At 34.4% G+C, this 26,625-nt stretch carries 26 protein-coding genes; 3 read left to right on the plus strand and 23 right to left on the minus strand.

From position 1 onward, the window contains the following. Nucleotides 1-4 precede the first annotated feature (4 nt). The 3 genes from RM520_RS03670 to aspS are packed head-to-tail and all read right to left on the minus strand — an operon-like array spanning nucleotide 5 to nucleotide 3,156. Entirely contained in the window at nucleotides 5-799 is a 795-nt protein-coding gene (locus RM520_RS03670; RefSeq protein ID WP_311387006.1) for a tetratricopeptide repeat protein, read from the minus strand. Nucleotides 800-809: 10 nt separating this feature from the next. Further along, the gene (locus tag RM520_RS03675; RefSeq protein ID WP_311387007.1) at nucleotides 810-1,358 is read right to left on the minus strand and encodes a hypothetical protein; all 549 of its coding nucleotides are present in this window, start codon (nucleotides 1,356-1,358) and stop codon (nucleotides 810-812) included. A gap of 49 nt (nucleotides 1,359-1,407) precedes the next feature. Further along, complete coding sequence (gene aspS / locus RM520_RS03680; RefSeq protein WP_311387008.1) at nucleotides 1,408-3,156, minus strand: aspartate--tRNA ligase; 1,749 nt, start codon at nucleotides 3,154-3,156, stop codon at nucleotides 1,408-1,410. Nucleotides 3,157-3,447: 291 nt separating this feature from the next. Here aspS and RM520_RS03685 point away from each other — a divergent pair, with 291 nt between their 5' ends. Continuing rightward, entirely contained in the window at nucleotides 3,448-3,798 is a 351-nt protein-coding gene (locus RM520_RS03685; protein ID WP_311384355.1) for a toxin-antitoxin system YwqK family antitoxin, read from the plus strand. A 76-nt stretch (nucleotides 3,799-3,874) separates the two neighbouring features. On the opposite strand, the gene RM520_RS03690 is transcribed toward RM520_RS03685, so the two are convergent. From RM520_RS03690 to RM520_RS03715, 6 genes are all read right to left on the minus strand, one after another. Further along, nucleotides 3,875-7,372: an efflux RND transporter permease subunit gene (locus tag RM520_RS03690; protein WP_311384356.1), complete on the minus strand. Its 3,498-nt coding sequence runs from the start codon at nucleotides 7,370-7,372 to the stop codon at nucleotides 3,875-3,877. Next, complete coding sequence (locus tag RM520_RS03695; RefSeq protein WP_311387009.1) at nucleotides 7,365-8,549, minus strand: efflux RND transporter periplasmic adaptor subunit; 1,185 nt, start codon at nucleotides 8,547-8,549, stop codon at nucleotides 7,365-7,367. Before RM520_RS03695 ends, RM520_RS03690 begins: the two co-directional genes overlap by 8 nt. Nucleotides 8,550-8,585: 36 nt before the next feature. Further along, nucleotides 8,586-9,917: a TolC family protein gene (locus RM520_RS03700; RefSeq protein WP_311387010.1), complete on the minus strand. Its 1,332-nt coding sequence runs from the start codon at nucleotides 9,915-9,917 to the stop codon at nucleotides 8,586-8,588. Beyond that, nucleotides 9,918-10,523, minus strand: a complete 606-nt coding sequence (locus RM520_RS03705; protein ID WP_311384359.1) for a TetR/AcrR family transcriptional regulator — start codon at nucleotides 10,521-10,523, stop codon at nucleotides 9,918-9,920. It lies immediately after the preceding gene. 223 nt (nucleotides 10,524-10,746) lie between these two features. Then, entirely contained in the window at nucleotides 10,747-11,163 is a 417-nt protein-coding gene (locus tag RM520_RS03710) for a hypothetical protein (protein ID WP_311384360.1), read from the minus strand. A gap of 6 nt (nucleotides 11,164-11,169) precedes the next feature. Next, nucleotides 11,170-11,700 carry an RNA polymerase sigma factor gene (locus RM520_RS03715; protein WP_311384361.1) on the minus strand — a complete coding sequence of 177 codons (531 nt, stop codon included), beginning with the start codon at nucleotides 11,698-11,700 and terminating at the stop codon, nucleotides 11,170-11,172. Nucleotides 11,701-11,830: 130 nt separating this feature from the next. Here RM520_RS03715 and RM520_RS03720 point away from each other — a divergent pair, with 130 nt between their 5' ends. After that, the gene (locus RM520_RS03720; protein ID WP_311384362.1) at nucleotides 11,831-12,805 is read left to right on the plus strand and encodes a polyprenyl synthetase family protein; all 975 of its coding nucleotides are present in this window, start codon (nucleotides 11,831-11,833) and stop codon (nucleotides 12,803-12,805) included. Here the strand turns inward: RM520_RS03720 and RM520_RS03725 are convergent. Beyond that, nucleotides 12,802-13,941: a lycopene cyclase family protein gene (locus RM520_RS03725; protein WP_311387011.1), complete on the minus strand. Its 1,140-nt coding sequence runs from the start codon at nucleotides 13,939-13,941 to the stop codon at nucleotides 12,802-12,804. The genes RM520_RS03720 and RM520_RS03725 overlap by 4 nt on opposite strands. Before the next feature lie 85 nt (nucleotides 13,942-14,026). On the opposite strand from RM520_RS03725, the gene RM520_RS03730 reads away from it, so the two are divergent. Continuing rightward, on the plus strand, nucleotides 14,027-15,583 hold the full coding sequence (locus tag RM520_RS03730; RefSeq protein ID WP_311387012.1) for an aryl-sulfate sulfotransferase: 1,557 nt from the start codon (nucleotides 14,027-14,029) through the stop codon (nucleotides 15,581-15,583). Between the two features lie 365 nt (nucleotides 15,584-15,948). Here the strand turns inward: RM520_RS03730 and RM520_RS03735 are convergent, their stop codons facing one another. The 13 genes from RM520_RS03735 to RM520_RS03795 form a co-directional block, all read right to left on the minus strand. Beyond that, nucleotides 15,949-16,674, minus strand: coding sequence for an acetolactate decarboxylase (locus RM520_RS03735; protein WP_311387013.1), 726 nt, complete (start codon nucleotides 16,672-16,674; stop codon nucleotides 15,949-15,951). A gap of 70 nt (nucleotides 16,675-16,744) precedes the next feature. Beyond that, nucleotides 16,745-17,248: a hypothetical protein gene (locus RM520_RS03740; protein ID WP_311387014.1), complete on the minus strand. Its 504-nt coding sequence runs from the start codon at nucleotides 17,246-17,248 to the stop codon at nucleotides 16,745-16,747. Nucleotides 17,249-17,250: 2 nt separating this feature from the next. Beyond that, nucleotides 17,251-18,162 (minus strand): helix-turn-helix domain-containing protein, encoded by a 912-nt coding sequence (locus RM520_RS03745; protein ID WP_311387015.1) that lies wholly within the window; start codon nucleotides 18,160-18,162, stop codon nucleotides 17,251-17,253. Between the two features lie 9 nt (nucleotides 18,163-18,171). Next, nucleotides 18,172-19,122 carry an SDR family oxidoreductase gene (locus tag RM520_RS03750; protein WP_311387016.1) on the minus strand — a complete coding sequence of 317 codons (951 nt, stop codon included), beginning with the start codon at nucleotides 19,120-19,122 and terminating at the stop codon, nucleotides 18,172-18,174. Between the two features lie 229 nt (nucleotides 19,123-19,351). Beyond that, nucleotides 19,352-19,780, minus strand: coding sequence for a VOC family protein (locus tag RM520_RS03755; protein ID WP_311387017.1), 429 nt, complete (start codon nucleotides 19,778-19,780; stop codon nucleotides 19,352-19,354). A gap of 4 nt (nucleotides 19,781-19,784) precedes the next feature. Beyond that, entirely contained in the window at nucleotides 19,785-20,423 is a 639-nt protein-coding gene (locus RM520_RS03760) for a hypothetical protein (protein ID WP_311387018.1), read from the minus strand. Between the two features lie 404 nt (nucleotides 20,424-20,827). Next, nucleotides 20,828-21,532 carry a matrixin family metalloprotease gene (locus tag RM520_RS03765; protein WP_311384372.1) on the minus strand — a complete coding sequence of 235 codons (705 nt, stop codon included), beginning with the start codon at nucleotides 21,530-21,532 and terminating at the stop codon, nucleotides 20,828-20,830. 11 nt (nucleotides 21,533-21,543) lie between these two features. Further along, nucleotides 21,544-21,921: a DUF2200 domain-containing protein gene (locus tag RM520_RS03770; protein WP_311387019.1), complete on the minus strand. Its 378-nt coding sequence runs from the start codon at nucleotides 21,919-21,921 to the stop codon at nucleotides 21,544-21,546. A gap of 184 nt (nucleotides 21,922-22,105) precedes the next feature. Beyond that, on the minus strand, nucleotides 22,106-22,582 hold the full coding sequence (locus RM520_RS03775; protein ID WP_311387020.1) for a cupin domain-containing protein: 477 nt from the start codon (nucleotides 22,580-22,582) through the stop codon (nucleotides 22,106-22,108). Between the two features lie 104 nt (nucleotides 22,583-22,686). After that, entirely contained in the window at nucleotides 22,687-24,384 is a 1,698-nt protein-coding gene (locus RM520_RS03780; RefSeq protein ID WP_311387021.1) for an amidohydrolase, read from the minus strand. Between the two features lie 122 nt (nucleotides 24,385-24,506). Further along, the gene (locus tag RM520_RS03785) at nucleotides 24,507-25,022 is read right to left on the minus strand and encodes a hypothetical protein (RefSeq protein WP_311387022.1); all 516 of its coding nucleotides are present in this window, start codon (nucleotides 25,020-25,022) and stop codon (nucleotides 24,507-24,509) included. A gap of 130 nt (nucleotides 25,023-25,152) precedes the next feature. Continuing rightward, entirely contained in the window at nucleotides 25,153-25,326 is a 174-nt protein-coding gene (locus tag RM520_RS03790) for a hypothetical protein (protein ID WP_311387023.1), read from the minus strand. A gap of 109 nt (nucleotides 25,327-25,435) precedes the next feature. Next, a complete protein-coding gene (locus tag RM520_RS03795) occupies nucleotides 25,436-26,590 on the minus strand; it encodes a carbohydrate porin (RefSeq protein ID WP_311387024.1) in 1,155 nt (384 codons plus the stop codon). Nucleotides 26,591-26,625: the final 35 nt, after the last annotated feature.

Genomic DNA, 26,625 nt, shown 5'->3' on the forward strand with positions numbered 1-26,625 from the left:
AAAATTAGCGCATTATTTCTGATTTTAATTCTTCAATATCAGATAAGTAGATTTGGTGTAATAATTCAACATAATGATAATTGTTATGAAAGCCAGAATTAAAATCAATCATAGCTTCGTTTATCATTTTCTGTGCTGCTTCTTTTTTGTTCTGAACTAAGAGTATTTTGGCCTTGTAATATTTTGCGTCAGCAGTTTGTTTGAAGTATTGAATTGCTTTATTAAAATCTTTCATCGCTTTCTGATTATTTCCAGATTCGTAATGCGCGATTCCACGATATAAAAAAGCTTCTAATTCCACCCAATCCTCTCCAGTATCTTCTGTTTCTTTTTTGATATGTTTATCCCAATAGGTTATGGAATTATCATAATCTTTTAATCCCAAATAAGCAATGCCTCGCCAAAAATCTACACTATGCCCTTGTGGATAGTCAATATGTTTTGTTAAAGTGTCTGATGCGTTAAAGTCAGCAATGGCTTTTTTATAATCTCGATAGAAGTATAGGTACAGATAGCCCCGCCAAGGAACCCATGTTTTTGGGTCGTGTCTAACGGCTTTATTAAATTGAGGTAGCCATTTATGAGGCATCCCTCTTTTGAGATATGCAACTGAAAGCTCTCTTAAGGCCTCGGCATATGTGGTGTCCGCAGCAATTGCCTCTTCAATTCTAGTCATACTTTTTGGTGAACCCTGTGGTAAATGAGAACCATTTTTGAAAATTTCCTCAGCTAATTTTCTTTTCTCAATAAGGTCTAGTCTATCAGTTGCTTGGCTGCAGGAAAATACTACTAAGACCACCAATAAGGGATTAAGGCAAAATCTCAGTAATTTCCCCATTTTCGATACGATAAGAGACATACATATAATAGTTTAATGGTGTTCCTTTATAATTTAATTTATTCCAATGTTTTTGATTTGATGTCAATATCAAAAGCTGGTCGACCATAGCTTTATTAAGTTCAGTCTCTTCTAAATCTAAGTTCATTTTAATTACCTCAAACCACCCAGCTTGTCCTTCACAATTCACTAGAAAACGAAAGTTTAGATACCCTGAATCTGAATAGTCTCTATTTTGATAAGAACTAAGGATGTTGTTTCTAAAAGTTTTTTTTGTTCCTGTAAATGCTCTGAAAGCAGCTCCATTATAAGTATACGCTATATGTTTATCTCCGCAAAGTTCTTGAGTATTATTTAGCTGCGCGTTTTCTTGGTCAATATAACCAATATGGTGTGGATATTTCTCTTTATCATCATCAAACCTGCCCCAGTATTTGTAGTAGCTGAATCCTAATACCCCTGCAACTGCAACAATAAATCCAATAAAAGTGACCAATAAAATTTTAACCCACTTTTTCATAGTCTAAAGTTAGCAAAGAAAAGAATATAACTTAAATGTTAGTATTTGCCTATAAATCCAACTTCAAGTGCAAGTCTTTTAATTGGTCATCATCAATAGTAGCTGGGGCATCAATCATCACATCACGCCCGCTATTATTTTTTGGAAAAGCGATAAAGTCTCGAATGGTTTCTTGTCCGCCAAGAATGGACACTAATCTATCAAGCCCAAAAGCGATTCCTCCATGTGGCGGTGCGCCATATTGAAAAGCATCCATTAAAAATCCGAACTGATTTTTAGCTTCTTCTTCAGAAAAGCCCAAATGCTTGAACATGATGGCTTGCGTTTCCTTGTCATGAATACGAATAGAACCTCCACCTATTTCATTACCATTAAGTACTAAGTCATAAGCATTAGCTTTCACTGCACCTGGATTAGTATCTAGTAACTCTAATTGCCCAGGTTTTGGCGAAGTAAATGGATGATGCATAGCATGGTAATGCCCAGTTTCTTCATCTAACTCTAATAATGGAAAATCAATTACCCAAAGTGGGGCGTATTCATCAGCTTTTCTTAAACCTAATCGCTCTGCCATTTCCATACGTAGGGCACTCAATTGTGCTCTAACTTTATTGGTATCTCCTGATAGCACACAAATTAAATCACCAGTATTGGCCTGAGTAACTTCTGCCCATTTAGCAAAATCTTCTTGGTCATAAAATTTATCTACCGACGATTTGAATGTACCATCGTCATTACAACGGCAATACACCATACCTAAAGCACCAACTTGGGGTCTTTTCACCCAATCAATAAGTTTGTCAATTTCTTTTCGAGTATAACTATTTGCGCCAGGCACTGCTATACCAACAACCAATTCGGCCGAATTAAAAACTTTAAATTCTTTATGTTGAGCAACTTCATTGAGTTCTCCGAATTGCATTCCGAACCTAATATCAGGTTTATCATTCCCGTAGGTTTTCATCGCATCGTCAAAAGTCATTCTTGGAAAACTATCGACATTAACACCTTTAATTTCTTTTAATAGGTGTTTGGTTAAACCCTCAAACGTATTCAAGATATCTTCTTGCTCTACAAAGGCCATTTCACAGTCAATTTGTGTGAACTCAGGTTGTCTGTCTGCTCTAAGATCTTCGTCTCTAAAACATTTTACAATTTGAAAGTACTTATCCATACCACCAACCATCAAGAGTTGTTTAAAGGTTTGTGGGGACTGAGGGAGCGCATAAAATTGACCTTCATTCATTCTGCTAGGTACAAGAAAATCTCGAGCACCTTCAGGAGTAGATTTGATGAGATAAGGAGTCTCTACATCAATAAAACCGGCATCAGAGAGATACTTGCGAACCTCCATAGAAACTTTATGTCTGAATATCAGATTGTCTTTAACCGGATTTCTTCGGATATCCAAATAGCGATATTTCATTCTGATATCTTCTCCACCGTCTGTCTCATCTTCTATAGTGAAAGGTGGGAGTATAGATTCGTTAAGCACTTTTAACTCAGAAACAAGGACTTCAATTTCACCTGTGGGTATATTGGGATTTTTAGAGGCACGTTCAATAACTTGACCTTTTATTTGAATCACGGTTTCACGACCAATAGTTCGTGCTTTTTCAAGAAGCTCTTTTGAAGTACGTTCTTCGTCAAATACCAATTGTGTAATGCCGTAACGGTCACGTAAGTCAATCCAAACAACAAAACCTTTGTCTCTAAGTTTATGAACCCAACCGCTTAATAAAACCTCTTTATTAATTTCAGATGCTCTTAACGCACCACAAGTAGTATCTCTATACATTATTCAACAAATAAGTTGCAAAGGTAATGAGTACAAATGTTATAAGTTGGCTAACTAAACTTCGTTTTTTAGAATTTTAAAGGAAAAATTAACTGCATTTGATACCAATTTATTGACCATTCATACAATTTTATCAATTATCAGTATTTTATAAATTACTGATATACAGTGTTTTGTATTTATAATGTAAATTTAATGTTATGTAAAAGTTATCAAATAATTTATTTAATGTAAAATATTTGTATATTTGTATCGTTAATGTAAAGGAATGATGAATTAAAAAACATAATGATGAAGAGAAGTATTATTTTATTAGCAGTTTTATTTTCAGTTTGTACATATGCTCAAAACATAAAACCTACGTTTGAAAAAGAAGGCAAAATGGTAAAGGCCACATACTTTCACGAAAATGGTGAAATAGCCCAGACGGGTTACCTTTTAGAGGGAAAATTGCACGGACAATGGTACATGTATAGTGCTGAAGGCAAAAAATTGGCAACTGGAAAATATTTAAATGGCCAAAGAGCTGGTAAATGGTTTTTCTGGAAAGACGATATTTTGAAAGAAGTTGATTTTGAAGATAATCGTATAGCTTACGTAAAAAATTGGAATCAGTCAGAAATTGTTTCTGTCAATAAGTAAACCTTACTACTGTATTCAAAAAAGCCCTGACCAATTTATTGGTCAGGGCTTTTTAATTGTCTTAAAAGAGATTTTTCTACGCTGCTAAATCAACGTTCTCTTCCTTCGTATTACTAGATTTACCAAACCCTCTTAATCGTATTTTTAATCTATAAATAATATTAAAGAGTACAGGTACAATAATCAAGGTCAAAAATGTTGCTACAATTAGACCAAATATGACGGTCCAAGCTAAAGGCCCCCAGAAAATTACATTATCACCTCCCATATAAATATTAGGATTAAAATTGGTAAATAGAGAGAAGAAATCAATATTCAAGCCAATCGCTAGAGGAATTAATCCAAGTACCGTAGTAATAGCGGTTAAAATAACAGGTCTTAATCTCGCTTTACCTCCTTTTATGATAATATCAGTAACCTCTTCTCTTGAGACTAAATCTTTATCGTTCATACCTAGTTCTACCTTCTTTCTATCAATAAGTATTTGAGTGTAATCTAATAGTACAACACCATTATTCACAACAATGCCAGCGAGGGAGATAATACCCATCATAGTCATTAAAATAACGAATGACCAACCAGTAATCATAAGTCCTCCAAACACGCCAATAAAACTTAAAAATATAGCAATCATAATAATCACCGGTTTAGAAATACCTCCAAATTGAAAAATTAGAATGAGCATAATAAGTCCTAAACCTGAGAAGAAAGCACCTACTAAAAACGCCATTTGCTTATTCTGTTCTTCAATTTCACCAGTATAATCTACTTTCACACTCTCAGGTATTCCAGTAAAACTCTCCATTTCTTGACGTACTTGGTCTACAACAGCCGCTGGATTACCACCTGCTTTTAGTCCAGAATATAGTGTTACTACTCTGTTCCCATTTCTATGCTTTATTGCACTAAAACCTGATGAATTTTTTTGCGATGCAACCGCGGCAACCGGCACTTCCTTAATTTGGCCAGAAGCTTGATCTCTGAAAATGATATTTTGATTGAATAAGGCGCTCTGGTCGTAACGAATATCACTATTGAAGCGCACATTAATATCATAATCTTCTCCATCCTTCTTGTATACACCGGCCTTTTCTCCGAACAACGACCGTCTCAATTGTTGACCTACTTGACCAACAGCTACGCCCAATTCACCAGCTTTTTCACGGTCAACTATCACCTGCATTGAAGGCTTGCTTTTATTTACATCTATTTTTAGTTCTTCAATAAAGGCAATATTCTTGGTGTTCAAGAAAGCCCTCATGTTCTCAGCGACATCAATCAGTTCATCATAGTTTTTACCTTCTATCTCAATATTTACTGGGTAACCTGCAGGAGGCCCGTCCGTATTTTTTTCTACTGAGATTGAAACACCAGGATATATACCTGTTAAAGCTTCCTGTACTTGACCTCTTAATTCTTCCGTATCAAGACCATTTCTATATTTGTATTCCCGCATAGAAACGGTGACTTTACCTCGATGTGGCATTTCTGAAGTTGAACCACCATCTGTTTGTGGATTACCAGCACCCTCACCAACCTGAGACACGGTGGATTCTACTAAATAATTATGTTCACCATTAGTATAGGTGTCTCTATTTACTACATCATAAACCCTATTTTCAATATTTTTAGTGAGCTTATTTGTTTTTTCAATTGATGTTCCCTCAGGGTATTCAATGTAAACATAAATCTCGTTTGGCGTATTATCAGGAAAGAACTCGACTTTGGTTCTACCTGAACCTAAAGACATACCAAATAACATGAATGTGCTAATTAATAAAAGCACCGTTAAACCAAAATACCAATAAACGTTTCTTCCCCTTAATGCATGAGCAATTCTTCTTTCATACCAGTTTTCAAAACGTACCATGGTATTATTTTGAAACCGAGTAGCCCATTTTTTAAGCACATATTTATATACCCAAAACATGATAGCCGTGAAAATCATTAGTGTACCCAAACCTTTGTATGGGCCTCCAACGACCATAATAAATACGCCAATACCGGTCATAATACCAGTGGTGCGCATTAGTTTTTTAACAGGAATGTTCTTTTCACCAATCTCCATAAATTGAGACACCAACATTGAGTTCATAAAGATTGCAACGAAAAGTGAGGAACCTAAAACAACGGACAGTGTAATTGGGAAAAATATCATGAATTGACCAAAAATACCGGGCCATAAACCTAGAGGAACAAATGCTGCTACCGTAGTTACCGTTGAAATAATTATCGGATAAGCAATTTCACCAATACCCTTTTTGGCAGCCTCGGTTCTAGACATACCCTCGCTCATTAGTCGGTATACATTTTCTACAACAACAATACCGTTATCAACGAGCATACCAAGGCCCATAATCATACCGAATAATATCATTGTATTCAAAGTGTACCCTAATAGGTTTAAGATCATGAATGACATAAACATGGACATCGGTATTGCAAAACCAACAAAAAGGGCATTTCTAAAACCTAAAAAGAACATTAAAACTGTTACTACCAAAAGAATACCAAAGATGATATTGTTTACAAGGTCTTCAACCTGATTTAACGTTCGGTCAGAAGAATCATTCGCTACAGAAATATTAAGTTCTGCAGGATAATAATTCTCTTGTGCTTCTTTTATAAGTTCACGAATTTGAGTAGTCGCGGCAATTGTGTTTTTACCTGACCGTTTTTTGATATCAAGCATTACTACACTTTTACCGTATTCACGGGCGAATGTAGTTTTATCCTCTTCTTCGAAGGTTACTTTGGCAATGTCTTTTAAATACACCGCACCGTTATCTGATTTTACAACAAAATTCTCCAGCTCTTTAGGGTCTTCTATTTCACCTAAAACTCGAATTGTACGCCTTTGTTCAGTAGTTTTAATATTTCCTGCGGAAAGTGTCGTATTTCCATTTCCTATTGCACTTATGACATCTTGAAAGCTGATTTTAGCTGCCATCATTTTGTAAATATCTACAGCGACTTCAACTTCTTTTTCTTGAGCACCTCTAATATCAACTTCTTTAACTTCAGGTAAATTTTCTATTTCATCTTGTAAATATTCAGCAAACTCTTTTAGCTTTTCAACTGGATAATCCCCTGTAAAATTTACATTCATTATCGGGAAAGACTCTGCTAAATTCAAATCAAATACATTAGGCTCTACTTTTGCATTATTAAAAGTAGGCCAGTCTTCACTAGCTTTTTCACCATCTACTTCATCTTTGACTTTTTGCTTGGCCTGCTCTACAGTAATATCTTCATCAAATTCAACTGTAATAATGGAGTAGTCTTCTTGAGAAGTTGAGGTTGTTTCAACAACGTTACTTACATTTTTAAGCCTGTCTTCTAAAGGATCCGTTATTAATCGCTCAATATCCTCGGCAGTATTACCAGGGTAGGGGGTACTAACATAAATTTTAGTCTCTACAATTTCAGGATAATCTTCTCTTGGCATAGCTTGGTATCCAAGAAAGCCGATGTAAAGAAACAACCCAATCATTACATAAATGACAGATGGGTTGTCAATCGCCCATGATGATAAACGAAACTCTTTGTTTACATTTTTTTTCTGCTTACTCATCTGTGCCTAGATTTAAAATTTTTACATTTTGCCCGTCTTTTACCGTTCTAGCTCCTTCGTCAATTAACAGATCGCCAGAATTAACACCAGACAGTACTTCAACCATTCTGCCTTGAGTTAAGCCAGTGGTTATTATTTGTCTTTTTACAGTTGCAACACCATCATCACCATCTTTAGTAGCAACATATAAATATTGTTCACCGCCAGAATTTTCTGAGATAATTCCCTGTGGAATTAAAATAGCTTCTTCATTCGTATAATCATTTAGACTAACCTTAGCTGTCAAATTTGGTTTGATACTACCTGATTTATTAGGTACAGGAACTTCAATTGTAAATGCTCTATTATTAGGGTTAATAAAATTACCAGTCTGGCGGACAGCTGAAACAATGGTATCGCCTAACACAGGAAAGTAAACTTTTGCTTTTTTACCTTTTTTTATACCGTTTAAATAGCTTTCAGGTACTTCAACTTCCACGTACATGTCAGAAAGATTTACTATTCGAAATATCTCTGATCCGGGTCCTGGACTTACAACTGTCCCTTGGTCTTTAATCACGTTATCTACGATACCTGAAAATGGAGCTCTAATGGTAGACTTACCTACTTGACTTTCCATTTGCTTAACAGCACTAGTTTGGGCTTCATATTGCGTTTTTGCCTGTAGATATTGAATTTCAGAACCAATGTTTTGTTCCCAAAGACGTTTTTGGCGCTCAAAAGTTGTTTTGGCTAATTCTGCTTGTGTTCTCATTTGAGCTAGGGAACTTGAAAGGCCACCATCATCAATTGAAGCTAAGATTTTACCCTTACTAACTTTTTGCCCTTCTTTTACATAAACGCGATTAAGTGTTCCAGCCATTTCAGGATAGACCAATACATTTTGCTTTGTCATTACATCGCCCTGCAGTTCTAAATAATGATCAAACTTCTTCACTGATGCTTGATAGGTAGTTACTAGAGGTAATTTTGCATTATCATCTAAAACCATAATAACAGAATCAAGCAGTCTAACCTCTTTTTCTAGATTTTTTTGTTGATTCGTAATTTCAATTCTTTTAGCCCTTATTGTTTCGATATCACTAGAGGCTATTGCATCTGCCACTGAAGCATCTGAACCTCCACCGCAAGAAACGACTACGATGGCTATGGTTACTATTGATATAATTTTTTTCATGATAAAAAGGTTTAGTAATTGCTGTTTTTTGATTGATTATTGATTTAATACTATTTCAAGAGCAGTTTTACGATTAATGACATCGACCATTGATTGTAAATACTCTTGTTGAGTTGCATATAATTGTGTTTGTGCCTGACGTAATTCAAAACTAGTAGCCAATCCTTCTTTAAATTTGATTTGGTTTTTGTTTTCAATACGCTCAGCAAGCTCTAGATTTTGCTTTGAGGTTTCATATTCTTCAATTGATAAGGTGTAATCACTTTTTGCATTTTCAAGTTGTAGTCGGATTTGCTCTTGCGCCTCAGTTAATTGTGTTTTCGCTTTTTCTAAAGCAATTTTTGCTCGCTGGGTACTGGCGCTTCTCCCTAATGAACTAAAGATTGGTATGTTTAAATCTACACCTAGTATGGAAGACTCAAACCACTGCTGACCTGAACTTAAAAAATTGAAATTATCGCTGAATGAGTTTCCACCATAGTTGACAAAAGCATTTAAAGAAGGTAATGCTCTACTCTTTGCCAATTTCAATTCAAAATAACGTTGCTCATTTAAGTTTTTGACCAACTTAAAATCAACATTATTTTCCATATTAAATTCAGAATCTAGTAAACCAAGGTTGATTTGTTTTTGAGTTAACTCATCTAAATTCTCCGTGAGAATGGTGTTGGATTCAATAGCAATACCCATTATCAAATTCAACATTTGCATGGTTATTTTTTTAAGGCGTATTGCATTTTTTAGTTGATTTTCTATAGATGAAAGTGTAATCTGTAACTGATCAACGCTTTCTTCATCACCAAGACCATTTTCGAACACTTTTTTAGTTTCAAAAAGGGTTTTTTCAAGGTTCTCTTTGTCTTTTTGGAGTATTGAAGCGCTTTCTTGTGCAAGAAGAACATTGCCGTATGCTTCGACTACTGCCTTACGCACATCTAAATCTGTTTTTTCCTTATTGTTTTGGCTATAACTTAAAAAAGTCTTTGTTGCCTGCACCCCAACAATATAAGAGCCATCAAATATTTGTTGTTTAAGAGTGGCTGTTGCATTGGCAGATTGAGCTTGACCAAAAACAACTTCTTGAAAAGTACCAGGCTCGCCACCAAAAAATTCGGCAGGAATCTGAGTTACTGGCTGAATTAACTGATTTTGATACCCGATAGCACCTGATATTTGTGGTAGCCCTGTTGCTATTGTTTCCCATTTTTGCTTTTGCGCGTCAATAATATCTCGCTCAGCATTTATAACACTATAATTGTGTTCTAAGGCATAGGCAATAGCTTCGTCAAGGCTATAGCCTTTTTCTTGACTTTGTGCCGTCCAAAATAAGGAAGGCGCGATTACTAATAAAAGAATGATTGTTCGCATTTATTCTTGGTTTGAATTGATGATTGTGTTTAATATTTTTCGACCTTCTGGGGTGACAATTCCCCTAAGGTGATATTCTAAATAATCGTCCATAAGTTCTTTCATTGGGAACATTGTATTCGGAAATAGAATAGAATCTTTAATACTCGTTACTCCAGAAAAATATATTCTTACAACAAATTCGGGGTTGATATTCTGTCGATATATCCCTAAGTCCATGCCTCTAGTGACATTATCCATGATACAGGTTTGCATTAGCACAAATTGTTTCTGTTTGAGATTTTGATGAACAGTTGGATAATATTTTTGAAGCTGATATTCCGGTGATGATGCTTCGTTTTTTAAGTGGAGCATTACAAAGCGTTTTATTTCGTAAATCTCTTCAATAGGATTTTTTTGAAGGGTGCATATTTTGTCTATACCATCTGAAATATGCCAAAAGAGATTCATGGTAGTTTCTTCAACTAATTGCGTTTTATTCTCAAAATGAGAATAAATTGTTTTTTTGGATATAGCCATTTTGGCAGCCAAATCATCCATGGTAACACTCTTAAACCCGAGGTTTAAAAAAAGTTCAGTAGCCCTATCTAAGATTTTTTCCTTCATAAAATAGAGGCAAATTTAAGATGGAAACTTTAAATACAAAAAAAGTTTCCAAGGTTTTACATTTTTTTAACTAATACTTAATTTTCACCTTTCACATCATAAACATCAACATTAAGAAAGCCAGATGATTCACTTTTGAGTTGAATTGTTGTTTTATGGCCTAAACTCCAGAAAAATGCTTTGTGTTGAAACCTTCGCTTTTGTGATTTTTCGTGTTTGCCCTTCAATATTCCTGATTTTTTTCTTCTTTTCGTTTCAAGTAATTCTGAAAAGCTATCTCACCTTCTTCATTCCAAAATTCATCATAGTGCTTCCAATCTGAAAAATCATTTCTAATAACCCCACATTTTTTTGAACCAGATTTTTTCTTAGATTTTTTACTACTTCCTGGTCCATCACCCCCGCCAAAACCAAATATGATTTTTGCTAAAAGCAGAATTCCAACAGCCTGCCAATATCCAACAATGGGTAAGCCAAAAAGCTCTGGCATTAACCAGTTCCATAATCGCATAACGATGTACCCAACTAAAAAGGCAATGCCGATGCCTAGAATTATGAAAAAGAAGACCTTCACGACTTTTTTAACTCCTTCCTCTACATTTCGTTCAACGCTTTGTTTTATTCGTTCGTTATGTTCCATAATTATTTATTTTTTTGTTTCTAAATCTTTTAATAGTAGTGACATAGCTCTATGACGTCTAGACATTAATGTACCTTGTGGTATGCCTGTTTCTTCAGTAATTTCTTTATAAGTATATCCTTCAAAATCGACAGCAAGTATGATATCACGATGAGCTGGTTTTAAATTGAGTATTGCACTTTTTAAATTCTCTTTTAAGTATTCGGGATAATCATATTCTGTACTGCCATAGAATAAATCGGCAAAAGCTATCCATAAATTTTCTAGAGTATTTTCATCATATATGCGCTCTTTTTTAACTCTCATTACATCGATAATTTTGTTTCGAATTGCACCATAAACAAAACCTCCGATATTTTTTATAGGTAGAGCATCAATAGGTCTTGAAAATATTTTAAGAGCCACATCTTGAATAATATCTTCAGCATCACTTTCTGAGGTATAATCAATTTTAGAGCGTACATAGCCCTTGAGTGATTGATACTCTTCTTTAAAAAAGTCGTTTAAGTTATTTTTTGGTTCTTTTTTCGAAACCATTTTAGTTTTTCAATTGGCCTTCACCTATAAAGACGAAGGTTTTTAATTCTATTGCATTTTTCTTTAATCAATTTGACGCAGTTAAATACTATTTGTAACAATGGGTGTATTTTTGAATAAAATTAATTGCATGCAATCCATCGAGTTCTATAGAGAAGAATTTCTTTCCCATTTAGAAAAAAATATTATTCAAAAAGAACCTACCAACCTTTATCAGCCTATTACTTACATCTTAAATTTAGGTGGTAAGCGCTTAAGACCAGTGTTAACTTTATTAACTGCGGATCTTTTAAATGGAAATTATAAGGACGCTCTAGATGCAGCTATGGCTGTTGAGGTTTTTCATAACTTTTCATTGATTCATGATGACATAATGGATGATGCACCACTAAGAAGAGGTAAGATAACGGTGCATGAGAAATGGGATGTTAATACAGGGATACTTTCAGGTGATGCGATGTTAATACAAGCATATCAGCTTTTCGAAAATTATGAACCACAGGTTTTCAAAGAGCTTTTAAAGGTCTTTAGCCAAACAGCTATTGAAGTTTGTGAAGGTCAACAATACGATGTTGATTTTGAAACACGTGATGACGTAACCATACCAGAGTATTTAAAAATGATTGCTTATAAAACCGCTGTTTTGGTAGCAGCTGCTATGAAAATGGGAGCGATTGTTGCGAAGGCAAGTATTGAAAATCAAGTTTTGATTTATGAATTTGGAAAGAATTTAGGTATTGCTTTTCAATTACAAGATGATTATTTAGATGCTTTTGGTGATCCAAAAACTTTTGGTAAACAAGTAGGGGGTGATATTATTGAAAATAAGAAGACCTTCTTATATCTCAAGTCATTAGAGAAAGGAACAAAAGAACAACAAAAGCAATTACTAGACTTATTTTCAATTCAGCCAAAAGATGCAGCTTCAAAAATTGAGGCTATCAAAACAATTTTTACTGAAAGTGGAGCAGTAAGCGCTGCAAAAATTGAGATTGAAAAATATACCAATAAAGCTTTCAACGCATTAAACAATATTCAAGCTACAGAAGTACAAAAGAAAGTTCTGATAGCTTTTGGTCAGGATTTAATGAACCGAAATGTTTAAAAAAGACGAGAAAACAAGGCCTTTATAAAAGGAAATGGTTTAGGTGCCATCATTAGATTAATATCTTCAAAAACCGAAGTTTCTTCATCTAAAAATTTAAATATGGCCTGCGGTTTTCTTTTTTGAAATAAGGATTCAAATATAGATTGTCCCAAATGGTTATTGTGATACAAGATGTCTAGAAGCAGCAAATCATAAAACCAAAACCTACTTTTTGTACTGAAACTAGAAATTGGTTTACCCTTTGTTAAATGAGTTATCAGGGCTTTTACATTTTTATTAGTTTTCATGAAGGTATAACCTGTACTAGCCTTTGCCCATCCACCTGCCATGCCAATATGGAATAGATGTTTTGAATTATGCTTATTGAAATTGTAACAGGTCATAGGTATACTACCCTGTTCGGTTTCTGTAATGGTATAAGTGCCTGCATTTTTAGCTATTAAATAGTCTTTAATGGCAGTTTCGTATTCCTGATTGGGCAGTAATTTTTCAGAGAACAAGGTATATTCTACTAGGGCCTCGGTCTCAGAAAATGGAAGCACATACATAAACCTTGTATTGCCTTTTTGAGCAATTGAAAAGTCCATAAAAGTGGCTTCATCGCTATTAAAAATAGGATACTCAGTTTTTACAAACCATCCTAGAAAATGTTGTTGTAATACAGGATATTTTTGTTTCGGGTTTAAATTTTTATAACTAAAAATACTATTGAATACCTGCTTTGATTCATAGGAATTTTTTACCGTAGTTACAATTGCATTTTCTTTGTTTTCATTTATTGAAATTACTTCTTCATGAAGTATTGTAATATTCGAAATTTTTTTAAGAGTAGATAAATAATGCTGATAAAAATCAATACCCTGAACCATTTTGTATTGGTATGGGGCAATCTTATATGATTGACTTAATTTTTTACCAGCAAAAAATATTTTTGGCCAGGTTTTATAAAGAATTTCATCAAAATCTCCATCACCTTGCTCCCAAAAGCACCAAGTACGATCATTAGTTTTTTTCTCGTCTTTATCGATTAGTAAGATAGATTTTTTAGTAAAAAAATCATTTCTTCCCATAGCATGCGCCAATAGTAAACCCGAGGCACCTGCGCCGATAATGATATAGTCGTAATTAGACATTTGTCAAAAATACGGAATCAAATATTGACAATTTTAGAAGAGATACGTATAGTTTTATTAACTTAATAAAGTAAAAAAATTCGCTATGAATCGCAGATATTGGGTTGTTTTAGCCTTATTTATGTTTGTCCTTGCCTGCTCAGATGATAATATCGTTGACAATATGGACCCTGGGCCAGAGATAGACTCAGATCTTATTGAAGAAATTAACGTACAACTCAACCCGTCTGGATATGCACCCTTAACTGCTCTTTTAGGCTTAAAAACTTCAGAAGAAGTTTTCGTGGAGGTTTCTGTTATAGGCAAAAACGGGAATGCTTCTACCATTAGTAATAGGTTCCAACAAGAAAACACAGTTTTTAATTTAGAAATATTAGGTCTCTATGCAAATCATTTGAATGAACTTCAGGTAGACCTACTTGACGCTAACGGCACGAGCCTAGAAACTCAAACAATAACTATACAAACTGCACCACTTATAGCTGATCTGCCTCAAATAAATATTGATGTGCCTTCTAAATCGTCATCACCAGAGTTTAATTTTGTGAACTATTTTGGATTCAATCAAAATTTTAGACCGCAACGACCTTTTATTTTTGATCAGTTCGGTGAGATTCGTTGGTATTTGAATTTTATTTCTCATCCACAGCTGAACAATTTGTTTTACGATAATGGTATGACCCGATTACAGAACGGAAATCTTTTAACAGGTGATGGTTTTACGAGTAATATTCATGAAATTGATATGATGGGGAATCTTATAAATACATGGAGTTTACAGGGCAATGGTTTTCATCATCATGTTATCGAAAAGCCAAATGGTAATTTATTAGTAACAATTAATGATATTAACAAAGCGACCGTAGAAGATGTAATAATTGAAATTGATAGAAGTTCAGGTGAATTCTCAAACACATGGGATTTAAATAATTCACTTGATAATACTCGAAGGGCTTGGCCGACTGATTTGGCCGATTTAAATTTTGATTGGTTTCATGCCAATGCGATTGAGTACAGTTCCCCCGACGATGAAATTATAATATCAGGCCGTACTCAAGGTATTGTAAAATTAAGCGCTGAAAATGAAGTCAGTTATATTGTAGCTCCTCACAAAGAATGGAATACTTCAGGGAGTGGGATAGAACTATCTCAATTTTTGTTAACACCATTAGATGCTCAAAACCAAGAAATTACAGATGAAGATGTGTTACTAGGTAATACTAATCATCCTGATTTTGAATGGTCGTGGTACCAACATTCTCCGATACTTATGCCCAATGGAAATTTGATGATTTTTGATAATGGCGATAATAGAAATTACACCAATTTTGGTCCTTATAGCCGTGCTGTAGAATATGAAATTGATGAAGTGAACAAAACTATAAAGCAAGTATGGAGTTATGGTAAGGATAGAGGAGAAGAGACCTACGCTAGAATAGTATCTAAAGTAAGTTACGTTTCGGATAATAATTCTATACTATTTACGCCTGGTTCTTCGGTAGATAATGGTACAGCCGCTGGAAAAGTTGTAGAAGTGGATTATGCGACCAAACAAGTGATTTTTGAAGCGACTATTTTACCGCCAAGTACTGTCTTCAATATTAGTTTTCATAATGTTTTACGAATGCAGTTGTATGATTGATTAGTCCATCTTTTCATAGTCAACTTTAGCTTTGACCTGATTTTTTGAATTGGAATCAAGTACAATTCATGTTCTTAGAAGAGTATCAATCTTTTTAGTTCACCTTTAAGGATAGCTATGGCATTAAAATCTTCCCCAGCAAAAGGAATTATGGTTCCCTTTTTTCCTAGCCATTAACATACTTTGAGGTGGTTCAAGAATGAACTTAGTTTGAGCAAAAATTTTGTTTTAACCAAATAGTATTAGGCAAAAGCTAAAAGAAAAAATTTCATTAGAAGATGTTTTTAAATTGACGTTTAAAAACACCTTTTAAAATAGGTTAGGCTAATAAAGTTATGAAACGTTTGAACCACTAGCAATAGTTTTCACTTTTTTGGCAAATAGAGTTTCATAGTGTCGATTATCAATTCGTCAAGATGCCCCATTTTCTTTTCATCTTTTGTTATAAGGTGAAGATGTATATAAGAATCATGATGTGTAAAAATTCCTTTGTGTTCGGTAGAGAAAAACCCTATAATTTCAACTTGCACATTATTTAATTCATAATTAGTTTGTCCTTCATGTGCTTCTGTCGGAGATGTAACGATTGTACTACGTGGTAAATTTTGAATATGAATTATAGCTTTTGAAACTTTTCCTATTAGTTTAAAAGCTAAAGGTCGTTTAAATTCCAATGTTTTTTCGTTAATCAGTTTTTCAATGTCTTTAATGGTTTTAATACTAGAAGACAAGTTAATTTCTAACCAATCGTCTACATTGGTATAAACAAAAAAAGGTGCCCTTAAATCATAAGATTTTTCAACAATCATTGTGGAATCAGAGGTGACCCTTGAGACATAGCTTATACCATCATTAATTAACAATTCGCCCGTTAAGTAGCTTTCGGGTCCGAGCCCATATAACCCCTTTTTATCAGCAATGGTATCAATAGATATGCTTCCATTTAATTCTCCTTTCCACATTACATCTTTCATAGCTCCAATAACAATAATGTCAGAATAGTTATCATTAGATGCCATTTTTTTGTTTGGAGTATTACAACCAAGAATGCCAATCGTTAGAAGAATAAATAGTATTTGTCTTTTGAGCATATATCTTTTAGTCAAAATTAAAGCAAACCTTTTAAAAGGGTAAAGTTATTTTATTCTTCCATTTAACTTGTCATTGCTTTAGTACTAATTGTAATTGTTGATGATAAGCCTGAATGCGAGTATCGGCATTGCTATCCACGAACAAAATTACTATCATCATAGCAATCGTTGTAATGGCAGTTGCTCTCCAAATAGGTTTGTCAACAAAAATAATAAGTAGCGCTGCAACAACAATTAGCAGTGGTATTACTTTAAATACAATCGTTTTGTATTCACCCATTGACTTTTCAGTGCGGATAATCTCTGATTTTACAAATTCAGTGGGGTCTTCTTGGTAGGCCTCCTCAAAGCTTGTAATTCGTGATTTATTAGTGAAAAAAATACCAACTCCCACTGCTAAAATTAAGAGTCCAACTACTAATGTTGGTATGATATAGGCTTTGGCCATTTCGGTTTTGCCAAGCTGCCAAAAACCAACGCTTGCAATTAAAAATAAAATTGCGAAAAAGATGAAGAATCGTGCTGAGAAGACTTCAGATTTGGCCCACTCAGTCGCTATTTTTAGTATTTCCATATCTAATTTAATTTGTATTTTTCTCTATATTCGGTTGGACTGATACCTTCTTTCTTTTTAAATAACCGTGAAAAATAGGGTGGATATTCAAAGCCCAATTCATAGGCCACTTCAGCAATGGTTTTGTTAGGCTTAAGTAGCTTATTCTTAGCCTCATCAATAAGATACAATTGTAAATGCTCTGTCGCGGTTTTACCTGTTTCTTTTTTTAAGGTATCACTCAAATAACGCTGAGATACTGATAGGCTATCGGCTACTTTTTTGATACTTGGAATACCAGAGTTCAAAAACTCGTCGGCATCAAAAAATTCGGATAACTGCCGATTAAACTGCTCTAGTAAATCATTAGAATATTCTTTTCTATTTAAAAACTGTCTTTCATAAAATCGATTCGCATACTTCAATAAAGTATTGAGTTGTGAGATGATGATTTCTTTACTGAATTCGTCTTGATTATTTTGATATTCTAACTCAATACTAGCGACAATGGTTTCCATCTGCTGTTCCTCTTTGGGCGATAAATGCAGGGCTTCATTAACTGAATATGAAAAGAAGCCATATTTTTTGATTTGTTGTGCTAGTTCGGTTCCCTTTAAAAAATCTTCATGAAAGTTGATAGAAAATCCTTTCTGTTCAAAAACAACACTATTGTCCCATTGTAAAACTTGTCTTGGAGCAAGAAAAATTAAAGCACCATTGGTGAAGTCATATTTTGTTCTTCCATAGTTTATCTCACCTTTGACCACTTTTTTCAAACTAATAGAATAACAATCGTTGGTAATTGGAGGTGAACTTTCTTTAGGGCAGGGGAGAAAACCATCACCCCATTCAGCAAAAACACTTAACATTGGATGCTCTGGTGGAGGCAATTCAAGGTATTTTAAATACGCTGATAAGGTTTTAAAGTGCTCCATATAGCTAATTTATATATTCCATTTAAAACTTGTTGCCTTTTCAGACAAGGTCCAAAGTTTTTCCATGACTGGTTTGTCTTTTGCGTGTGGTTCTAAATGACATTCACCAACTGGACCTTTAAAGTAGCCGCGACCAGTAGGGCCATAAAATCCGTCTTGATTTAAATTTGATTCTGTAGCACACATCAATTCAGGATAAGCGCCTTTTTCAGCCGATTGAACCAGAGGCGATAATTTCATGAGTTGCCAAACAAAACGCGTCATTAAGCCACCACTAGTTTTAATTAAAGATGTTCTCGATGCACCTGGATGACAAGCGTAGACCTTGACATTGTGCTTACCCATTTTTTTCAAACGGTCCTGTAGCTCGTACACACACATTATCTGCGCTAATTTACTTTGGCTGTAAACACCATTGGGGCTATAGTTAGTATCCCAATTCATATCATCGAATTGTATGGTTTTAATCCCAAGATTATAACCCATACTTCCTACGGTCACTATACGCCCTTTTGATGCCTCAATTCGTGGGTAAAGTACTCCCTGAAGTAAAAAATTACCGTAATGGTTAACTCCTAATTGACTTTCAAAACCATCAACAGTAAATGTTTGTTTCGGCACTTGTGCAATAGCCGCATTACAAATTAGGGCGTCAATTTGAGGAACAGTTTTAAGCACCTCTTCAGCTGCTTTTTTTACTGAAGCCAGTTCAGCCAAATCCATTCGAATATTCGTTATGTTAATATTAGCACCAAGTTCTTGTTTTAAAGCGGTAATGGTGTTTGCCGATTTTTCCGGGTTACGATTGAGCATAACAACTTTTGCCCCTTTTGACAGTAATATTCTTGTGGCCTCAAAGCCTGTACCACTTGTAGTACCAGTAATAACAAAAGTCTTTTCATTTAAATCACTAATTCTTTCAGGCGTCCATCCTTTTTTGCCAAATTGAGTTGTCTTCATTAGTTCTTATTTAATGTTTCAAAGAATAAGACAAAGGTAGATTTGTTGAGGTCTATAGATGATATACAAATTTTCGAATATGTGATACTTTTTAGTTTGTCCTAGCTCAAGACTTTAAGCATTCTTAATTGCTATTTGCAGTCCTGTGGTATGATGGTTCAAAACGGAACGATTTGAATTATTTGAAATTGAAAGTTCTTTAATTTCCAGTGCTGATAATACTTATATATTATTCAGTAAGTAAAAATTGCCAAGACACACCAAATTTATCTTGACACCATCCAAATTTTTCACCAAAACCATAGTCTCCTTCACCTTTATAGTTTTCTAGTGGTACCATGACTAGCCCATCATTTGAAGAAATTTTATCATAAAGTGATTGAATCAAATCGTTAGCATTGTCGCTTATTAAAATTGAAACAGCGGGTGTAAAGGACCATGCATGATTATAATTACTCTCAGAAACCATATATTCACTTCCGTTTAAGGAAAACACACCATATTTAATCAATTCGGGGGTACCTCCAGGTTCGCCATCTGCGTATTTAGTAATGCTTTTTATTTCTGAATTTGGAAAGATGGCGGTATAGAAGTTTATGGCTTCTTCAGCCTTACCACATTGATCGCCTACAAAGGTCAAAAATGTTGTTGTTATCATATACTTATTCTAATAGTTTGACGTTTCTATAAGCTCCTTTCGAATTGAAGCCAGACCAAAGTCCAATTTTGTCTGAAACTTGTTTTTCCAATCTGTTCACATGTAATAATTCCGTATTTGTTTTTTTGTCATATACATAAACTTGGTCTTCGGTAATTTTTATGATAATGCTAAACCAATCATCAGGTGACGGAGCATTTGCATATTCTGCTTCGTAAATTCCCTCGTGGTTAGTTCTTAAATATCTCCATGTATTTTTTGGATGACTTATGTATTGAAGGGAATGTTCTCTTCTAATTAATTCGTCAGATTTAAAATTAAAAGGTCTAAAATATATGGCTTCATAGGTAGAGTCATTTTGAATATTAAAGGCCACTCCAACAAAGCTTTTCCCCGGATTATTCTCTCCTTTAATATCTAAGTCTATAGCACCTGTTACAAAGCTTTCATTTTTAAGAATAGCCATTCCGTCACCCATTTTATTAGTTAAGGTAAGTGTACTTTTTATGTTCTCCTCCGATGCTCCAATATCTCTATTTACGACCATCAAATTATCGGTACTTAGGTCAAGATTGTTTTGAGCTTTTGAAGTAAATAGTGATACGAATACAGTCGCCGTAGCAATTAAAGTTTTGTTTTTCATGTTGCTGTTTTTTGATGAATTTGAATAAATGATCCCTACTTTTTAAGCTGTGATTTAGCAGCTTCTTTTTAAAGTTAGCAAAAAGAGCTCAAGTTTGGTTTCTATTGTGATTTCTTTATCACCGCACAAATCGCTCTGCTACAAATTATTGCAAAGATTGTTAAGAGCTTTTTTATTTCAATATTTTCACAATACGGTCAATAGAAATCTTAGATAAGTTCCAATCATATGCCTCAAAATCAGTTATATTGATAAATTGAACGACAACTACAGCTATCCCTTTACCAAAATCCATAGGACAAATTACAAGGAGCCTATTGATGCACCAATAAATAATATTTTAAGTGGCTGTTTGATTTTCTTTTTACTCTTATGAAACTTATCAATTAAATCGTTTCAGTAGGTTATTTTTCTCCATAGATTTCAATGATACCCATAGTGTCACCTGTCTGTAGGTCTTGAAAATTAAAATTAGAGAAATCAGGATTCATAACATTTTCGGTACCGACATGCCCTAATCCTAAAACATGGCCAATCTCATGTAAAGCAAAAATGTAAAATGAATTACAATCGTTGATTCCTAAATCTGATTGAATAATTACGTTTCCAGAAAGATTACCACATAAATTGTCAGGATAGTTAGGGTAACCTATCCCACCTTGAATAATGTCTGCAGTATAAAAACGAATATCGGCAATACTATTCTCAGGTAGTTCTTCAAATTCAATAGCAGCAATTTTGGCCCAAGATCCAAGAGCATTTCGTATTTCTGTTTTTGCACACGATAAAATGTCATTAAAAGAGTTACTTGGCAAATCTATTTGACGATGGGTATTAATAAGGCCATTTTCTTCTTGAAAACTATAAGTTACCACTCCGCCACTCGAGGCAGGTCCTTGGGCGTCATATCCTGATTGCGAAAAAGAACCGTCTGCTCCCCATTTAAATCCGAATAGGCAGTAATTTCCATTCCCGTTAATACATGCGCTTAATTGTGAATTACAGAGGGCAAAATCACCGGAAAGATTTATTGGGCTTGGGTCTTCATTTTCTTGTTCTTTTTTGCATGAAAAAAATAATATCAAAGCAAACAAAAAATAAATTCTCATAGATGATATTTCTATTTCTTTTCAACTCGTAAAATCTTTTCCATTTTACGACCTTTTGCGAGTTCATCAATTAGCTTTTCCATACGCCTACATTCTTTGTAAACTTGAAATTCATCTTCTATTTCTTCAATTCTATAACCACATACAACCCCTTTAATCATGTGAGCATTCGGATGAATTTTTGCCTGTTCAAAAAACGTTCTAAATGTTACTTTTTCCTTAATAAGTGCTTGTATTTTGGCCTCATCAAAACCAGTGAACCATTTTAATACTTGATGAAACTCTTCTCTTGTTCTGCCTTTTTTTTCCAATTTATTCCAGTAGAGGGGATAAATAGATGAAAAAATCATATTGGCAACTTTTTCATTTTTTTCAGCTGTAACCTTCATTTTTTGTCGATTTAAAATTAGAGCTAATGGTCTGGTATATGACTGATGAGATAAGTATCAAAAGACTTTTCATCCCAAGCACAAACCTTTTTATAAAGTTATGAAATTTCACTGCAATTTTTTACGACAACCCTTGTACACTAAAGTGAATTCAAATTCTAGCTTCTTAAAACTTAATCTACCATCAATGAGTTTTTGTATTTTCAGCAACCCTATCATAATATTCTTGTGTTACAACTTCGGTCCATGTTGTTGGTTGTCCACCGCCGTATAACGCCAAATAGGTTACATCATTAAACTTGGTCGAGGAGTGCCAATGTTCAATATCTTTTTCGCATTTAATGACATCGCCTGTTTTGAGAATAACGGGTTCTTTTCCTTTTTCTTGATAATAAGCTTCTCCATCAACAATGATTAAGACTTGTGCAGAACTATGTTTATGCCAATCTAATGTCGAGTTCGCTTTAAACGTTGCTTTAGTTATGTTATAACCTAATTCAGTATCATCATGTAAAATGGCATTTAACCAAGCCTCTCCAATATAATGGGTATTTGGCGCCTTGTTACCAGCCGTAAAATATGATGAAACTTTATATTCAGAATTTTGCGCAAACACGGATAATGAGCTTACTATAAACAGTGTTAAAACGGAGTATTTCATTATATAATACTTTAAGAGGTTATTCTTTATGTTTTTACTAATGATGGAATTTTTTATGAGCTTAAATAGCTAAAGGTTATACTTGAAACCCGCGTTGATACTAGTCATTTTTCAAAAATAATTTTACCTTCTTTTATGGTTTTTAATACTTCAATATCTTTAATGTTTTCTGGCTCAACTTTTAATGGGTTTTTATTTAAAATAACTAAGTCGGCTAATTTTCCATTTGCTAGACTTCCTTTTTTATCTTCCTCATAATGTTGGTAAGCAGACCATATGGTTATCGCTTGTAATGCTTCATAAGGTGTTAATCTTTCTTCAGGACCAATGACTTTACCCGAACGAGAAGTTCGCTCCACAGCGGTCCATAAAACACGCATAAGATTAGGTAAAGCAACTGGTGCATCTGTATGAATAGTAATATCCATACCTTTATTTAGAGCAGATTTCACAGGGCTTATATTTTGAACTAACGAATCACCTATTAACTGCGTATGCCAATCTCCCCAATAAAAGGTGTGTAATGGAAATAGAGATGCAATCATTTTCATTTCTTTAGCTTCATCTAGTTGGTCGTCACGGATATATTGCCCATGAATAATTACGTCACGCCTATCATCGTTGCCATACTTTTCTTTTAAAGGTTTCATAGTTCTTATAAGTTGGTCAACTGCCGCATCACCATTGGTATGGGATAAAATTTGCCAATTATTTTTGAACCCCTTTTCAAATATTGATGTTAGAACGCTATCATTCGGAATGGCGGGATACCCACTGTAATCGTGAGGCATTCCCTCTGGCGGAATCAAATAAGGTTCTGTTCTCCAGGCAGTTCTGCCTTGTGGCGAACCATCCAAGGTAACTTTCATACCACCTATTCTATATTTATTCGTGTAATTTTTACTATTCCATTTACCGTCCATATAGTCATCGACGAACATATAATCTATGTAGCTAACTACATCTATTTTAAATTTATTATTTTCTGCCATAGCAGCGAGCATTTCATGATTTTGCATAGCCCTTCCTTCTTGTGCAGTGGTATAGCCGTATGATAAAGCCATTTCTTGACCGGCTTCGAAAAACTTGGTTATAGCTTCTTGTGATTTAGGTGCTAAAGCTTGCATCATATATGGTATTGCAGCTAATTCTTCTAAAACTCCATTTGGTTCCGTAGAGTTTTTTTCACGTCTAATAATACCGCCTTTGGGATCTGGGCTTTTATCATCTATACCTAATAGCTCTAATCCTTTTGAATTGACCACAACAAAATGGCCAGAAATGTGCATTATCATTACCGGAAATTCTGTACTTACTTTATCTAAATCATGTTTAGTGGGAAATCGTTTTTCTTTCAAGACCGAATCATCAAAACCGGTACCAAATATCCAACCCGTAAGAGCTCTATTCTCAGGAGTGTTCCATTCTTCTAAAACGGAGATTAGCATATCAATGTCGTCAACATTGGCATCAGGTGAGGCCAATAAAAGTGCACCAATAGCCTGCGCTCCATAATTTGCAAAATGACAATGACCATCTATAAAACCAGGCACCAGCGTTTTTCCTTCTAGGTTTATCATTTGGTGATCTTTACCTTCGATTGTCATTGCTTCATCACTCGAACCGGTAAAGATAATATTCCCTTCTTTTTCGACAATTGCTTCAACGTAATTTGGGCTTTCGCCAACCATAGTAATAATATCACCATTGTAATACACTGTTGCCTGACTCATTTTTTCAGGCTCCTTGCAAGAAGTTAAAAAGGTTATTATAAATATTAAAGGCAATATTTTTTTTATCATTAGTATAAGTTTTTTAATCAGCGATATGGTAAAAGCTCATGATTCAAGTTTTGAAATCGATACATGTTAAAAATAGGAATTATTCTTTTTGTTAAGTAACTAAGGTTAAATTGTAGGTTTTTTTATTGATTTTGGACAAAGCCATAAATAGTGGTTTGCATACCCGCAATTTTCCATTCTCCATCAACTTTCTCCATGAGTCTAGTCTCGCGTTTTAAGCCACGCAATGAATCTTGTTGTTCATAAGTAACCCAAGCTCCATTACCATAGAGACGAACATTAATTTCGTTTAATAGTTTTGGCATTGGTTCAGGTTCAGGATGTTCTTCAATAAAGGTTTTTACGAATTGGCTTATTTCGTTCCAGCCAATTGATTCGGTAAAAGTATTTTCAGGAAAATCGATATAAGTTTTCGTTATGCTAGGGTCTTGAACCCAATTTTTAGTCCAAGCTTTATAATCCCGCTGAAAAGCCGCCATAGTTTCATTATTTAATGTTTCCAAAATGGCTTCTTTCTCTTGCTCAATATTTATTCCTTCATTTACGATTTTTTCAGCTCCATTATTTTTGTCTTTTTTACAACCTGCTGCAAACAGAAGACCTAAAAATGTGAAACTTATTAAATTTTTAATTGTCATAATAAATTTTTTCAGCTTTTTGCTAACGATTAAGCTATGATTTCCAGCTGTAGCGAATCCAGCCGTTAATTATATCTAGGTTTGAAGCTAACGAATTGTAGCCAAAAATTATATCCATTGTTGTACACCGTTATTTTTCAAATAATTTCTTAATCAATGTATGATTTCCGTTCACAAAATACTGCAAGTATTCCAAGGATTTGTCTAGTCCCGATATGGCACCAAAATGCCATACATTAGCCTCGCGTTGAGCGTAGCCTAATTGCACTAGAGCAAATAGCATTAAAAGAAGTAACTTTTTCATGAGTATTACCTCCTCTAATATATATTTTTTTGAATAATTAATTGTTAACTGAGAGATTGTCTTAGTTAGCTTACAATATTGATCTGTTAAGTGCAGTCGTTAGAGCCAATTATAATGTAAAATAGGTTCTTAAACCTAGTACAGAAGCATCTGGTAAGTTGGATAAACTTGCTCCGCCAGGATTAATAATTTGTTGCAGACTTACTTGCAATTGCCACCATTCTTTAAGTGTTACCAAGTAGGTGAGTTCTAAAAACTGCTCGGTTTTAAGAGATTGTTGCGCCCCAGGTTGAGCTCCTTCGCCCAAATGAGGGTAAAAATAGCCCAAACCCAATTCCCCATTTTGTTTTTTTACAAAGTGACGCCAACTAATGCCACCTCGTAAATCATAATCAAATTGCGCATAGCTCCAATTGGTTGCAGTACTGGCAGAAGCAAAAAGAAACATTCCTTTTTCTGTGGCATTTGGATTTTTAAACAATTTGGTGTCTAATGAAAAATATAAGGAAGTAAGACCGTTTTTCTCTTCTCCAGTATTAGAGAAATAGGAGTTGGTATCATGCATGACCCCAAATCTTAAAAAATGGTTGTTTTTTGCATAATTACCTTCTGCAATAAATAGATAACCGGTAGGCGTAAGACTAAAGTCTAGTCCTGTAGAATTAATAATTTCATCAATTATTTCAGGTCCTGCTTGATAAATTCCTGTTCTTACTTTCCATAAACCGTTTAGTTGATAAGAGGCAAAGACAGACATTGCGGCTACGGGCCATTGCGGATAATTATTACTTAAGGTAAAGGGATAAGCTGCCACACCATGAACAAATAGATTGCTAATATCAGTGGTCAAAAACTCATCATCTATTGCTTGCTTTCCAAACCTAAGAACCAATTTTTCGTTTTTAGATTGATGTTGCAAATAAAGATTTTGCATCCTAAAACCAGCGAGCGCCTCAATATTTGAGGATAATAAATCGTCGCCAATTAAATCGGAAATACTTTGGCCATGTACATGTATGGTATTAAAAAAGATTGAAGTTCTTTTAAACCCGACCAACTTTTCCAAATCAAATTCTCCAGAAAAATCAAGGTAACCTTTGTAGTTTGTGCCTGTTTGAGCCCCGCCTTTTAGGTTAGAAAAAGATTCTGAAAAATAAGATAGCCCAAGCTCAATAGTTTTTGCTTTATTCTTTTCGGTTTCTTGGGACCTTAAAGGTGTATAGAAAAGCAAAAAGGCCAATAATAATATTCCGTAAGAATTCATCTTACCTAAATGTACTAATTTAACAGAAAACACTT

Origin of the sequence: Croceitalea vernalis, from assembly GCF_031846405.1 — a bacterium.
Lineage (GTDB): Bacteria > Bacteroidota > Bacteroidia > Flavobacteriales > Flavobacteriaceae > Croceitalea > Croceitalea vernalis.

Bases quoted from the DNA above. Each gene is read 5' to 3' on its own strand.
- RM520_RS03675 (WP_311387007.1), bottom strand. From the start codon at position 1,358: ATGAAAAAGTGGGTTAAAATTTTATTGGTCACTTTTATTGGATTTATT.
- aspS (WP_311387008.1), bottom strand. From the start codon at position 3,156: ATGTATAGAGATACTACTTGTGGTGCGTTAAGAGCATCTGAAATTAAT.
- RM520_RS03685 (WP_311384355.1), top strand. From the start codon at position 3,448: ATGAAGAGAAGTATTATTTTATTAGCAGTTTTATTTTCAGTTTGTACA.
- RM520_RS03690 (WP_311384356.1), bottom strand. From the start codon at position 7,372: ATGAGTAAGCAGAAAAAAAATGTAAACAAAGAGTTTCGTTTATCATCA.
- RM520_RS03695 (WP_311387009.1), bottom strand. From the start codon at position 8,549: ATGAAAAAAATTATATCAATAGTAACCATAGCCATCGTAGTCGTTTCT.
- RM520_RS03700 (WP_311387010.1), bottom strand. From the start codon at position 9,917: ATGCGAACAATCATTCTTTTATTAGTAATCGCGCCTTCCTTATTTTGG.
- RM520_RS03705 (WP_311384359.1), bottom strand. From the start codon at position 10,523: ATGAAGGAAAAAATCTTAGATAGGGCTACTGAACTTTTTTTAAACCTC.
- RM520_RS03710 (WP_311384360.1), bottom strand. From the start codon at position 11,163: ATGGAACATAACGAACGAATAAAACAAAGCGTTGAACGAAATGTAGAG.
- RM520_RS03715 (WP_311384361.1), bottom strand. From the start codon at position 11,700: ATGGTTTCGAAAAAAGAACCAAAAAATAACTTAAACGACTTTTTTAAA.
- RM520_RS03720 (WP_311384362.1), top strand. From the start codon at position 11,831: ATGCAATCCATCGAGTTCTATAGAGAAGAATTTCTTTCCCATTTAGAA.
- RM520_RS03725 (WP_311387011.1), bottom strand. From the start codon at position 13,941: ATGTCTAATTACGACTATATCATTATCGGCGCAGGTGCCTCGGGTTTA.
- RM520_RS03730 (WP_311387012.1), top strand. From the start codon at position 14,027: ATGAATCGCAGATATTGGGTTGTTTTAGCCTTATTTATGTTTGTCCTT.
- RM520_RS03735 (WP_311387013.1), bottom strand. From the start codon at position 16,674: ATGCTCAAAAGACAAATACTATTTATTCTTCTAACGATTGGCATTCTT.
- RM520_RS03740 (WP_311387014.1), bottom strand. From the start codon at position 17,248: ATGGAAATACTAAAAATAGCGACTGAGTGGGCCAAATCTGAAGTCTTC.
- RM520_RS03745 (WP_311387015.1), bottom strand. From the start codon at position 18,162: ATGGAGCACTTTAAAACCTTATCAGCGTATTTAAAATACCTTGAATTG.
- RM520_RS03750 (WP_311387016.1), bottom strand. From the start codon at position 19,122: ATGAAGACAACTCAATTTGGCAAAAAAGGATGGACGCCTGAAAGAATT.
- RM520_RS03755 (WP_311387017.1), bottom strand. From the start codon at position 19,780: ATGATAACAACAACATTTTTGACCTTTGTAGGCGATCAATGTGGTAAG.
- RM520_RS03760 (WP_311387018.1), bottom strand. From the start codon at position 20,423: ATGAAAAACAAAACTTTAATTGCTACGGCGACTGTATTCGTATCACTA.
- RM520_RS03765 (WP_311384372.1), bottom strand. From the start codon at position 21,532: ATGAGAATTTATTTTTTGTTTGCTTTGATATTATTTTTTTCATGCAAA.
- RM520_RS03770 (WP_311387019.1), bottom strand. From the start codon at position 21,921: ATGAAGGTTACAGCTGAAAAAAATGAAAAAGTTGCCAATATGATTTTT.
- RM520_RS03775 (WP_311387020.1), bottom strand. From the start codon at position 22,582: ATGAAATACTCCGTTTTAACACTGTTTATAGTAAGCTCATTATCCGTG.
- RM520_RS03780 (WP_311387021.1), bottom strand. From the start codon at position 24,384: ATGATAAAAAAAATATTGCCTTTAATATTTATAATAACCTTTTTAACT.
- RM520_RS03785 (WP_311387022.1), bottom strand. From the start codon at position 25,022: ATGACAATTAAAAATTTAATAAGTTTCACATTTTTAGGTCTTCTGTTT.
- RM520_RS03790 (WP_311387023.1), bottom strand. From the start codon at position 25,326: ATGAAAAAGTTACTTCTTTTAATGCTATTTGCTCTAGTGCAATTAGGC.
- RM520_RS03795 (WP_311387024.1), bottom strand. From the start codon at position 26,590: ATGAATTCTTACGGAATATTATTATTGGCCTTTTTGCTTTTCTATACA.